The 11,790-nt window shown below is 64.0% G+C and carries 12 protein-coding genes and 1 tRNA gene; 1 reads left to right on the plus strand and 12 read right to left on the minus strand.

Annotated elements, in window-relative coordinates:
• Nucleotides 1-5 precede the first annotated feature (5 nt).
• Both ASD73_RS06200 and ASD73_RS06205 read right to left on the minus strand, forming a co-directional pair.
• Nucleotides 6-452, minus strand: coding sequence for a response regulator (locus ASD73_RS06200; protein ID WP_056370727.1), 447 nt, complete (start codon nt 450-452; stop codon nt 6-8).
• The gene (locus ASD73_RS06205; RefSeq protein WP_056370729.1) at nt 445-1,947 is read right to left on the minus strand and encodes a sensor histidine kinase; all 1,503 of its coding nucleotides are present in this window, start codon (nt 1,945-1,947) and stop codon (nt 445-447) included. Before ASD73_RS06205 ends, ASD73_RS06200 begins: the two co-directional genes overlap by 8 nt.
• 257 nt (nt 1,948-2,204) lie before the next feature.
• Here ASD73_RS06205 and ASD73_RS06210 point away from each other — a divergent pair, with 257 nt between their 5' ends.
• Complete coding sequence (locus ASD73_RS06210; RefSeq protein WP_443027957.1) at nt 2,205-2,495, plus strand: hypothetical protein; 291 nt, start codon at nt 2,205-2,207, stop codon at nt 2,493-2,495.
• A gap of 240 nt (nt 2,496-2,735) precedes the next feature.
• On the opposite strand, the gene ASD73_RS06215 is transcribed toward ASD73_RS06210, so the two are convergent.
• The 10 genes from ASD73_RS06215 to ASD73_RS06260 form a co-directional block, all read right to left on the minus strand.
• Nucleotides 2,736-2,812: transfer RNA gene (locus tag ASD73_RS06215), tRNA-Met, on the minus strand.
• A 61-nt stretch (nt 2,813-2,873) separates the two neighbouring features.
• Entirely contained in the window at nt 2,874-3,359 is a 486-nt protein-coding gene (locus tag ASD73_RS06220; protein WP_056373274.1) for a 2'-5' RNA ligase family protein, read from the minus strand.
• 73 nt (nt 3,360-3,432) lie between these two features.
• On the minus strand, nt 3,433-3,993 hold the full coding sequence (locus ASD73_RS06225) for a peroxiredoxin (protein ID WP_056370733.1): 561 nt from the start codon (nt 3,991-3,993) through the stop codon (nt 3,433-3,435).
• A gap of 142 nt (nt 3,994-4,135) precedes the next feature.
• Nucleotides 4,136-4,888 carry an alpha/beta fold hydrolase gene (locus tag ASD73_RS06230; protein ID WP_056370735.1) on the minus strand — a complete coding sequence of 251 codons (753 nt, stop codon included), beginning with the start codon at nt 4,886-4,888 and terminating at the stop codon, nt 4,136-4,138.
• A gap of 32 nt (nt 4,889-4,920) precedes the next feature.
• Nucleotides 4,921-5,862, minus strand: coding sequence for an endolytic transglycosylase MltG (mltG, locus tag ASD73_RS06235; protein WP_056370737.1), 942 nt, complete (start codon nt 5,860-5,862; stop codon nt 4,921-4,923).
• Nucleotides 5,863-6,072: 210 nt separating this feature from the next.
• On the minus strand, nt 6,073-7,332 hold the full coding sequence (fabF, locus tag ASD73_RS06240; RefSeq protein WP_056370739.1) for a beta-ketoacyl-ACP synthase II: 1,260 nt from the start codon (nt 7,330-7,332) through the stop codon (nt 6,073-6,075).
• A 157-nt stretch (nt 7,333-7,489) separates the two neighbouring features.
• On the minus strand, nt 7,490-7,726 hold the full coding sequence (locus ASD73_RS06245) for an acyl carrier protein (RefSeq protein WP_003039428.1): 237 nt from the start codon (nt 7,724-7,726) through the stop codon (nt 7,490-7,492).
• A 46-nt stretch (nt 7,727-7,772) separates the two neighbouring features.
• Complete coding sequence (locus ASD73_RS06250; RefSeq protein ID WP_056370741.1) at nt 7,773-8,972, minus strand: serine hydrolase domain-containing protein; 1,200 nt, start codon at nt 8,970-8,972, stop codon at nt 7,773-7,775.
• Nucleotides 8,973-9,003: 31 nt separating this feature from the next.
• A complete protein-coding gene (locus ASD73_RS06255; protein ID WP_056370742.1) occupies nt 9,004-10,767 on the minus strand; it encodes a tetratricopeptide repeat protein in 1,764 nt (587 codons plus the stop codon).
• Nucleotides 10,768-11,098: 331 nt separating this feature from the next.
• Nucleotides 11,099-11,764, minus strand: coding sequence for a hypothetical protein (locus tag ASD73_RS06260; RefSeq protein WP_156377320.1), 666 nt, complete (start codon nt 11,762-11,764; stop codon nt 11,099-11,101).
• Between the last annotated feature and the right edge of the window lie 26 nt (nt 11,765-11,790).

Raw genomic sequence — 11,790 nt, forward strand, 5'->3', positions numbered from 1 at the left:
GCGTCTCAGACTGGATCGGGGTCGGGAACCTGGATCACCGACAGGAAAAGGCCAAGCTGGCGGATCGCATCGGCGAAGCTCTCATAATTCACCGGCTTGGTGATGTAGACGTTACAGCCCAGATCATAGCAACGCTGGATCTCGACCTTGTCGTCGGTCGTGGTAAGCACCACGACCGGCGTGCGGCGAAGCGGGCTGTCGTCGGCCTTCAACTTTGCGAGAATATCGGTGCCGCTCATATCGGGCAGGTTCAGGTCGAGCAGGACGAGCGCGGGGCCGTTGCGAACAGGACCATCCTTGCCGTCATAAAGGAAATCGAGCGCCGACGTGCCGTCGAGAAAATGATGGATCGTGTTCGAGATCCCGGCGCGGCGGATATTTTTCTCGATCAGTCGGGCATGACCTTCGTCATCCTCGATCATCACGATACTAACTGGCTTTTGGTCAGGCATCATCGTTCCCGCTTGCGTACTCGGTCGGCAGGATCAAGCGAAAGGTCGATCCTTCGTTCAACGCCGACTGCAACTCTATGAATCCGCCGAGGCGATATGCGAGCGCACGGGCATGCGCAAGCCCGATGCCCTCGCCCGGCTGGTCCTGAACCCCGGAGCGGCGGAACAGATCGAACACCCGATCATGGTCGCGCGGGTCGATACCTCGGCCATTGTCGGTAACCGTCACAACTGCGCGGCCGTGATCAATCCCCCCGCTTACGCTGATCAGGCCCGGTCTTCCGGGCAGGAGGTATTTTAAGGCGTTCTCGACAAGGTTCGAGAGGATCTGCTCGACTGCTACGCGGTCGTTCACGACCGTCGGCAGTGGTGCGACGTCGACCTTTGTACCAGTCTCGTCGATCCGGTGCTGCAGGCTGTCGACAATGCCTTTGACAACGGATGTCAGATCAAGCGCCTCGGGCGTTAGCGTCCGCCGGCCCTGCCGCGACAGGTTGAGAATAGCATTGATCAGCCGGTCCATCTTCTGCGTCGAACTGCGGATAAAGCCGATCGCTTCGGGCAGATCCTCCTCGATCGCGAGGCGCGTTCCCTTTTCGGGCGGCTTCCAGCCATCGGCATCGCTCTTTGCCAGATAATCCGTGATTGCCTTACGCGCCGTCTCGAGCTCGGCAGTAAAACCCATGACGTTCACGAGCGGCGAACGCAGATCGTGCGAGACGATATATGCAAAGCGCTGGATTTCGTTATTGGCGCGCTGGAGCTCTGACGTGCGCGCGTCGACGAGATATTCCAGCCCGAGGTTCAGGCTGTGGAGCTCTTCCCGCGACTCCCTGAGCTCGACCAAGTTGCGACGGACGAGCCAGAGCGTGACCGCTGCGACAATAACGATCAGCAGTCCGGTGGCGATCAGGATCGCGCTGAACAGGCCCTGCGTGCGCTTCTGGTTCGCCTCGCGCGCCCGCAACAGCGCCAGCTCGTCGCTCACCATTTCGCTCACGACATCCCGCGCCGCCCGCACATTTGCGACGGCAGCGTCGTTGGTGAAATCGGCCAGCATGCGCTCGCGCGCCGCTCCGCTGAGCCCGACAGACTGGCGATAATTACCGCTATAGGCGTCGAGCAGGGCGCGAAGGCGCTTGACGCGCGCCTTCTGCTCGGGATTGTCGGCGATCAGCTTGTCGAGCTCTCCAAGTTGGGCGCGCGCGGCGCGCTGGGATTGCGCGACCAGATCGTTGAACAAGGGATCGCCCGTAAGGAGCAATCCCCGGCGCGCGGTTTCCATGCGCTCTTTCGCACTCGCAAATGATCCCAGGCTCGCCTCTACCGCGAGCGTGTGCGCAACCATGCGCGCGTCCCCGTCATTCTGTCGCTGCACCCAGAACGCGGCCACCGCCGCCCCGAGCAAGGCAACGAAGCCGACCGAGAGCAGCAAGATGATGAGCCGGTTGGCGCGGGTGTCGCGCCCGAGCGACGTCAGCCTTACTGAATCCATGAAACGTCCGCGTCCTCGTTGAATCTGCAAGCTGCGCGGTGAAGCTTCATGCCCGTCCTTGACGTACCCTGCAAGCGACGCGTAGGCGGTCCGCTATTGGCCGGTAGCGGTCTGTCCGCTTCTGACCAAAAATGCGAAAAGCAGACTCAACCTGGCCAGCGTTGAGATGCATGTTGTTCCTCCCGCAGGGTAACCCATCTTTCGATTAACAGTCGGCGCCTACAACTATCGTCAAAACCAAGATAATTCCGCTGGAAGTGCGCACACTTCGCGAGAGCTGCGAAATCAGGGATGTGCAGCTTTCGATTACGGGCGCTAACCCCGTACCGAAACGCATCGACGCTTTTGCCGCCTATCGGCCGCTCTGGCTGGCATCGCGCTTCGACAGCTTCTCGACGACCGGCGTCCGTGACGCCTCCGGAGGCGCGGGACGGTTCGCTGGTCATCAGATCGAAGCGCGCGTTCGCTACTGGTTATTACCCAAACGCCTTCGTCTCGAATGGAACGGTCTGCTGCTCGCGAAAGGCCAATTTCCGTCCCTAGCCTGATTCACGGAGCAAAAATCCGCGTGTCAGAAACAACATCCTATCTTCAAGATATTGATAATAGCAAATATTTTTCCAATGGATGGAGCTTCAAGCGGGGAGTTCACACAATTTCCCACACAATCCAGCAGAATCGTGGCCCACCGATCGCCGCCGTCGATTTTGTGCGCCGATTATTGCCGATTTCTCGATCAAAGAATCGCCGCATAAGCTGCTGAAAAATCTAGGAATTTCGTGATTTTTTGGTAGCGGAGGAGGGACTCGAACCCCCGACACGCGGATTATGATTCCGCTGCTCTAACCAGCTGAGCTACTCCGCCCCGAAAGGCCGCCGCGATGGGCGAGCAGCGCCTATAGGCAGGGCATTCGCGCTGGTCAATATCATGTGCGCAATCCGCGAAAATTGCGCGCGAAGGCCGGTTGCCACGGCCCGCCGAGGTAGTGATGCCCCGCGAGACCCGCAATCGTCAGCGCGCGCGGCCGGAAGTCTGCGGCGAGTTCGGCGAGGAGCGCGCGCGCCTCGGCGGGCTCCACTTTGTTCTGGACCGTGATGTGGAGCCGCGGCGTTCCCTGATCCTGCAGCGTCAGCATCCCGGTGAAATGGTCGGCGATGCGCTCGCGAATCGCCAGCAGGTCTGCGCTGTCGATGCGAAAGGCGACGCCGCCGCCGAGCGAATATATGCCGCGCAGGCTGGCGGCTGGGGGCGGTGTGTCGGCGGCGATGCGGCGAATCAGCCGGTCGAGTTCATCGAGGCACGACGGCGGCAGCTGATGGAACAGCGTGATGTGCGCCGCAAGATGATTGCGCTCGGGCGGATAATGCGCCGCGCGCAAATTGTTGAAGTGGAGCTGGTCCGCCGCACCCATCGTCGCGGTCACGATGATGGGTACGGCGCCAGCGGCCCGGACGGGAGGGGGGGATGCCGGGCCGCTTATCGGTTTACGCCGCCTGCGACAGCTTGCCCTGGTACGGGTTCGCCTTCACCCACTCGAGCGCCTTTTCGGGGGTCGATTCGACATAGGGATCGCTGTCGGTGCCGACGTCGTTGATGCCGGGTTCGACGAACATCTGAACCACGACGCCGTCATCGACGATCGCGGTGTAGCGCCAGCTGCGCATGCCGAAGCCGAGGTGATCCTTGTTGATCAGCATACCCATGCGGCGCGTGAACGCGCCCGAGCCGTCGGGAACCATCTTCACATTTTCAACGCCGAGGTTCTTGCCCCAGTTGAACATGACGAAGGCGTCGTTGACGCTGATGCAATGGATGTCGGCGACGCCTTCAGCGGCGAAGTCACCGTGCAGACGCTCGAAGCCCGGGCACTGCTCGTTCGAGCAGGTCGGGGTGTAGGCGCCGGGCAGGCCGAACAGGATGTGGCGGCCTTCGCCGAACAGCTCGCCGGTGTCGACATCCTGCCAGCGGAACGGGTTCGGGCCGTCGACGGCTTCGTCGCGCACGCGCGTCTTGAGCGTCACGGCGGGAACGGGCTGATTGATCATGGGAGAGCCTTTCTGTTGTTGGTTTCGTGCGCCTAAGCGCATGAAAGGCGACTGCGGTCCAATCGATAAATTGGCAAAGGTTGATCGGATTTTTCGATCAACCCGGATTGCAGAAATTCGAATGCCAAATGCGGGCGCGGGGCTATAGGCTGGCCCAGAATCCGCGCAGCGCAGCGGCGACCTCGACGGGCCGTTCGGCGATCGCCCAATGTCCTGCCCCCTCGATCACCGTCAGCGGTGTGCCGGCGTTCGCCGCGAAGCGCTGCGCAACCGACAGCTCGACATAGGGATCGCCCGCGCCCCAGATCAGCGCACCATTCGCAGGCAGCTTGCCGATATCGCGTGCCCAGTCATGCTCGAAACTGAGCCCCTTGGCCGACCGATAGAGTTTCAGGATCGCGCGGCGCTTGTCCTTGTTCGCCCATTGCGCCGCTTCTTCGCGCGCGATGTCGGCGGGCATGCCCTGCGCCGCCAGCCCCTCGGCGAGCTTGGCGGGCTTGCTGAGCGCCATGAAGATTTCGCCGAGCAGCGGCGTGTTCCAGATGCGCGCGATACGGTGGCCGCGATAGTCGGGATCGATCACCGCGTTCGAAACCGCCCAGCTGCGGATCAGATCGGGGCGGAGCATCGCGGCGCGCTGCGCGATGAGCGCGCCCCAATCGTGGCCGACGATGTCGATCGGGCCGTGCGCCGCGACCAGCGCCTCCGCCTGCCCCACCGCCCAGTCGGCATAGGCTTCTTTCGTTGCCGGAAAGCCGGCGGGAAGCGGGCTGGTAAAGCCCGGCAGCGCGGGAATCGCAACCGGCGTGTCGCCGAGATCGAGCGCGGCGAGCAGCGGACGCCAGATGGCGGGGCTGTCGGGGACGCCGTGGAGGAAGAGTTTGGCAGTTGTCATCATTCGGCCCCCTCTGTCGGCTGTGCAGACGGTTACTCCATCTCCCCGCGGTCGCGCCGCAGCTGATACCATTTCTGCACATTGGCATTATGCTCCGCGAGGGTACGCGCGAAGATGTGGCCGCCGTCGCCCTTGGCGACGAAGAAGAGATAGTCGTTCGCTTCGGGATCGAGCACCGCGGCGATCGACGCCTTGCCGGGGTTGGCGATCGGGCCCTGCGGCAGGCCGATCATGCTGTAGGTATTATACCCGTTCACTGCGATAATTTCGGACCGCAGGATGCGGCGGCCGAGTGGCTTGCCCTTGGTGATCGGATAAATGATCGTCGGATCGGCCTGAAGCCGCATGCCGACGCCGAGGCGGTTGGTATAGACCCCCGCGACGGTGCGCCGCTCGGCGGCGACGCCGGTTTCCTTTTCGACAATCGACGCGAGCGTCATCGCCTGATTGCGATCCTTCACCGCGGTGCGCGACGTGCGCTTGGCCCAAAGCTCGTTGAACGCCTTGTCCATCGCCGCCTGCATGCGCTTGACGACGGCGGCGCGGCTTTCGCCGGTGGTGAAGGCGTAGCTGTCGGGAAGGATGCTGCCCTCGGCCGGAACCGGGATTTCGCCCTTCAGCCGCTTTTCCGCCATCAGCCGTTCCCACACCATGATCGACGGCATGCCCTCGGGAATCATGACCATCCGCTGGATCGTCTTGCCCGACTGGAACAGTTCGAGGATGTCCCCCGCGTCCATCCCCTTCTCGACCTTATATTCACCGGGCTTGATCGGATCGTCCGAGCCGAAGAAGCGCGCCTCGTTGCGAAAGCTCGAAGCCGAGACGAGCCCGGCGTCTTCGAGGATTTCGCCCGCTTTCGCGATGCTTGCGCCCGGAGGTATCACGACCTCGGCATCTTTGGGCGCGCCGCCCGAGCAAGCGGCGAGCAACAGCGCCAGGATCGCGATCGTTAGCCAGCGGAACGGATGCACCTGTTTCTCCCGTCAATCGGATGATTCTGCTCAAAGCCACAAAAAACCCGCGTGTGGAGCGTCTTTTTGTGTCCTTTGTGGCTTTAAGACCGGCTCAACGATTTCGCTGCCTGCTAGAGCATGACGGTGAAATGTAGGAAAGAGATTTTGCTGTCAGCCCTATCATCCTCATTCCCGCGAAAGCGGCAATGAGGAATTACGGGATTTGGCTTAGTCGATCGCCTTGACGATGACGCTGGCGTTGGTGCCGCCGAAACCGAAGCTGTTGTTGAGCGCGGCCTTCACTTCGCGCTTCTTCGCCTTGTGCGGGACGAGGTCGACACCGTCGGTGCCCTCGTCGGGGTTGTCGAGGTTGAGCGTCGGGGGGACGATCTGATCGCGGATCGCGAGGATGCAGAAGATCGTCTCGACCGCACCGGCGCCGCCGAGCAGGTGGCCGATGGCGGACTTGGTCGAGCTCATCGACACATTGGCGATTTCATTGCCGAACAGGCGCTTAACCGCGCCGAGCTCGATCGTGTCGGCCATCGTCGACGTGCCGTGCGCGTTGATATAGTCGATGTCCGCGACGGTCATGCCCGCCTTTTTCAGCGCCATTTCCATCGAGCGGAACGCGCCCGAACCGTCGGGGTGCGGCGCGGTCACATGATAGGCGTCGCCGGACAGGCCATAGCCGACGACCTCGGCGTAAATCTTTGCGCCGCGCGCCTTGGCATGCTCATATTCCTCGAGCACGACGACACCCGCGCCCTCGCCCATGACGAAACCGTCGCGGTCCTTGTCATAGGGGCGGCTCGCCTGTTCCGGCCGGTCGTTATAGCTCATATTGAGCGCGCGCGCCTGCGCGAAGCCCGCGATGCCGATCGGGCAGATCGTCGCCTCGGCGCCGCCCGCGAGCATGATGTCGGCATCATCGTCGCGGATCATCCGCGCGGCGTCGCCGATCGAATGCGCCCCGGTCGAGCAGGCGGTGACAACCGCATGGTTGGGGCCTTGCAGGCCATATTTGATGCTGACCTGACCCGAGATCAGGTTGATCAAACGGCCGTGGACGAAGTGCGGCGACACGCGGCCCGGGCCCTTTTCGGCGAGCAGCAAGCTTTCGCTTTCGATGCCCGGCAGGCCGCCGATGCCCGAGCCGATCGAGCAGCCCGCGCGCAGCTTCATTTCCTCGGGCATATCCTCAAGGCCGGCGTCCTCGATCGCCTGCCCCGCGGCGTCGATGCCATAGATGATGAAAGGATCGACCTGGCGCTGGACCTTGTGGTCGACGCGCTTGCCCGGGTCGAAACCATATTCGTGTTCGGGGCCCTTCACTTCGCACGCGATCGTGCATTTCTGATCCGACGCATCGAAATGGGTGATCGTCCCGGCGCCCGATTTGCCCGCGAGCAGATTGGCCCATGTGGTTTCCACATCGGCGCCCAGCGGCGTCACCAAACCCAAACCCGTCACCACAACCCGGCGCATAGTCATTCCTTTCATCGGCCCCTGCCCCCGCAGGGCGCCGCGTCATTCAAGAAAACGCATATCCATAAAAAAAGCTTCCCGGCCTCTGCGCGCGAACGCTCGGGACCGGGAAGCCGGAAACGCGTGGGCGGCTCCGGCGGGGCCGGACCGCAGGGGCTTAGCCCTTGTTCGCTTCGATATAGTCGATCGCGTCCTTGACGGTGGCGATTTTTTCCGCCGCATCGTCGGGGATTTCGACGCCGAATTCTTCTTCGAACGCCATCACCAGCTCGACGATGTCGAGGCTGTCGGCGCCCAGATCGTCGATGAAGCTCGCTTCTTCGGTGACCTTGTCGGCTTCGACGCCCAGATGTTCGACGACGATCTTCTTAACCTTTTCGGCCGAATCGCTCATGCACAGTTCCTTTTTTCTGACTATGTCGTGAATGTTGAAAATTGCCCTAGTGCCCGTGGGCGGGGCTGGCAAGAGGGCTGGCATCGGCCGCGCGGCGAAGCGCCGTATCGACCAAGACTTCCTCCGCAGCGCTGTAAGCCGACCGTGTCCCTTTCTGCCCCTCCGGCACCTGCGTGACGAAATAGGCAATGCCATCGCCGCCTTCAAGGTCGAACCACAGGCCCGAGCGCAATCCATAGGCGTCGCCCGAATGGCCGAGGCGCAGGCGGCCGTCGCCGAACAGGTCGTCGCGGCAGGCCGGATCGCCGAGCGCCGGACCGCCCGTGCTGTGCATAGCTATGCCATATTCGCAGAAAAAGCCGCCCGTCCCCTCGCCGCTCGTCGGATGGACGCGCGCCATCGCTTCGAGCCGGGCAATGCTTTCAGGTTTCAGGAACCTGTCGCCGCGGCGCAGCAGCATGACGCCGATGCGCGCGAGGCCGTTCGCCGAAATGCGCACGCCGCCCTGCGGGCTGAAACCCGCGCCGTGGCGGGCAAGTCGATAGACGCCGAGGTCGCAGCTGCCATTCGCCGCCGGCACGACCGGACAGGCCGGCCGCGCGCCCCTCAAGTCATCGCGGACGACATTGCCGGCGGTATCGTACAGCACGACCGCACGCGCGACCGCCGCGTCGCTGCAGGTCGGCCAGTTAAAACAGGCATCGACACCGAGCGGGCGAAAAACGAGCCGCGTCATCGCCTTGTCGAACCGCTCGCCGGTTGCGCCCTCGATCACCGCGGCAACGACCGGATAGTTGAAATTGGCATAGGCGAAGTCGCCGCCCGGCGGACGCGCCTTGTCCCAAGCGGCCGGATTGCCGAGCGCGGTTTCGAGATCGGCATCCAGCGGCAGTGCATAGTCGGTTTCGTCGTTGAGCCCGGACCGGTGCCCCAGCAACTGCGCCAGGCTGATCGGCCGGTCGGGATAAGCGGGATGGCGCAGCCGCCAGCCGAGATAGTCCGACACGTCGCGGTCGAGATCGAGCTTGCCCGCCTCGACCAGCCGCAGCACGCCGAGCGCGACGATCAGCTTGGAGACAGAAGCGACGCGCACCGGATCGTCGGGCGCGATCGCGCGGCCGCTCGCCCGGTCGGCCAGCCCCTGGGCGACGCGCGTCTCGACCTGTCCTTCGCGGTTGAAATGCACTGCCACGGCGGCGGGGGCGGGCGACGCGACCGAAGTCAGCAGGGCTAGAAGCGAGAGCATGGCGCCACTCTGCGCAGCGCCCGGCGCAGCGTCAAGGCGCCGATTTGGCGGGGACGATACCCGAATCGCGAAGCGCGGCCGAGGCGCGCTGGATCACCACCGGGGTGATGATGAACCGGCCCAGCACCTGCTCGGGCGTCGCATCGGCGGGTTGGCGCGTATAGGCGAGCAGGCGTTGCCATTGCGCGCGCGCCTCGGCCACCTGGCCCTGCCGCGCCTGCACGATCGCGCGCACCATCATATATTGCGGCTCCATATTGCTCGGCGATGGCATTTGATCGAGGATCCGTCGCGCCTCATCCTGTTCGCCGCGCTGCGACAGGGTGAAGGCGAGCGTGACCGCCGGAACGCCGGGATAGGAGGAATCGAGCTGGAGCGACCGCCGAAGCAACAGCTCACCCTCCGGCCCCATCCCGCACGTCAGTTTGAACAGGCCGAGAAAGCCCGCCATGTCGGCATCGTAAGGGTTGAGCGCGATCGCGGCGTCGCCCATCGCATTACCGCCGGCGCAATTGCCCGTATAGAAATTGGCGCGCGCCATCGCGAACAGGCCGGCCGACGAATTCGGACTGCTTTCATAGGAGCGCTGCGCCAGCGCCAGCGCTTCGGCAAACGCCTCGCGCCCCGCCGGCGTCATGCGATGCGGTTGCCAGTCGCCATAGCGCACGAGCGACAGTGCGGTGAGCGTGACGGGATCGCGCGGGTTGGCCTTGATCGTCGCACGCAGGCAGGCGTCGACCTGTTTCGCGTTCGCGACATTGCGCATCTGGCGCATCCGGTTGAACTGCGCGAGGCACGGGAAACCGGGCGAGAAATTGTCGGGTTGGCGCTGGACCTGATCGCGCACGATCACGCCATAGTCCCCGGCAAGCTGCGCGATCAGCGGCTCGATGGCGGTAAATTCGGGCGTTTCATCCTGTGTCACGCGCAGTTGTTGCGACCAGATGGCGCGCTGGTCCGCGACGCGGTTGAGAACGAGCGTGACGTCGGTATTGCCCTCGACCGTGCGGACGAGCGAAGTGTCGAGCCGGTAGTCTGTGGCCCCGGTAGCGGCGCTGCCGGGGGTCTTCGAACTCAAAAGGTCGACGAGATCGAAGCGCCGCAGCCCGTCGCGCAGCTTTCCATCGAGCGCCCGGGCAAGCGCGCGCGATTCGGGCAGATTTCCTGCGACTGGCGCGCTGACTTCGAGCAGGGGAACCGGCACCGGGTCGCCGACGAACAGCCGGTCGGACCCGCCGCGGAGCGTCCAGAGCGTAAACAGCGCGAGCGCGAGGAGGATCAGAACGACGAGCCAGCGGCCAAATCGGGCGCCGCGGTCGTGCGGGCGCCGGACGCCGCCGGACCCCGCCGGCCGCCCCGCGGCGCCAGCGGGGCCTGCGGTCTTGAAGTCATCTTCGCCTGCCGGATCGTCGGCCGATCGCGCCGACGGCGGCGCCGAGCGATACTGGACGACAACTTCATAGCTGCCCTGCGGCACGCGCAGCCGATGAACCCACGGCGTGTCGGCATAATAGCGGTCGAGTAGGCTGCGCAGCCGCCCCACCATGACGCGCGGATAGCTGTCGACCGCCGGGTCGAAATCTTCGCTGCGGCCGAGCGCCTCAGTCGCGATCGCATAGGCCTTGGGCGAGCTTCGCCCGCCGCGAAGACGATGTTCGACAAGGAATTGGAGCAGCCGTGACAGCACCGGCGAGCGGGTGAACATCGGGGAATCGAGCAACCTCTCGAGTTCTCCCGCGATGATCCGATCGACCTCGGCGGGGTCCTGTGTCTCGTTCGTTTTCGCCTGGTCCATGCTACCCTCAAATACCCCTGTCGGGCGGTGCGGGTGATACGCCAATCAACAAGCGCGGCCACCCATTGTTACTTCGACGTAACGGTAACAAGGCGGCCGCACGCCATATCAGAAGAAAAGCCCATCGCCAATCTGCGAGGAAAAACGCGAAAACCGGTTAAGGATTGGTTATCAAATGGCAACATCGCGGCATGTGACCCCTTGTAACTGCCACGGTTTCGAAACTGTGGCATCCTTTGGGCATCGCGGCATTCCTACGATGACGCGGTGTTGAGGCCAAAAGGCGAAAGGTGCGAGCTGGTCCCTGGCACCATTCGATCCCCCTCAGGCCTCATTTCAAGACTTCGCCGGGCGGCCCGACAGCCCCACCTGTTCTGTCGCCCGGCAAGTCGACATTCCCCGCTCTTCCCTCCGCGCGCCGTGCTGGCCACAGGCGCAGCGCGAGCGCCGCGACCATGACACTGCCAAAGACGATACCGACGACCCGCTTGCCCGGATCGGCGCCAAAGGCACGCCCGGCATAGCTCGCGGTAAAAATGAACCAGATATAGTAGATACCGAACCGGTGCAGGTGCCCCCACCATTGGCCCAGCCGCCGCTGCCACCCGTCGGTCGAGGTCAGCGCCATCAGAAAGAGGACGACATAGGCGAGCCCGCCACCGATGAGCGACTGCCAGGTCCGCCCCGGCGCATAGACGATGACGTTGATTCCCAGCGCGACGAGGTGGATCGTGTGGGCGAGCGCGAAGCCCAGCCCCCATTGCCGCCGCCGTCGAAGCAGCGCGCGCGTTGTCGCGCCCGGCCAGCGGCGCACCAGCGTCGATGCCAGAAATGCAACAAGGAACAGCGGCAGGCCGGCGCGCGCGGTCCACCGCGCTGCCAGCCCCGCGCGCTCGGCGGCATCGCCGCCCGCCAATAATCCCGCAGCGACCGCGAGCAGCCCGGCGGCGAGGCCGAGCCAGAGCGGGGTCCCGCGGCGGTCGAGCCAGCCGGTCAAATTCAGGCGGCTTCGATACGAAAGGC

The sequence above is a fragment of the Sphingopyxis sp. Root154 genome, assembly GCF_001427105.1.
Lineage (GTDB): Bacteria > Pseudomonadota > Alphaproteobacteria > Sphingomonadales > Sphingomonadaceae > Sphingopyxis.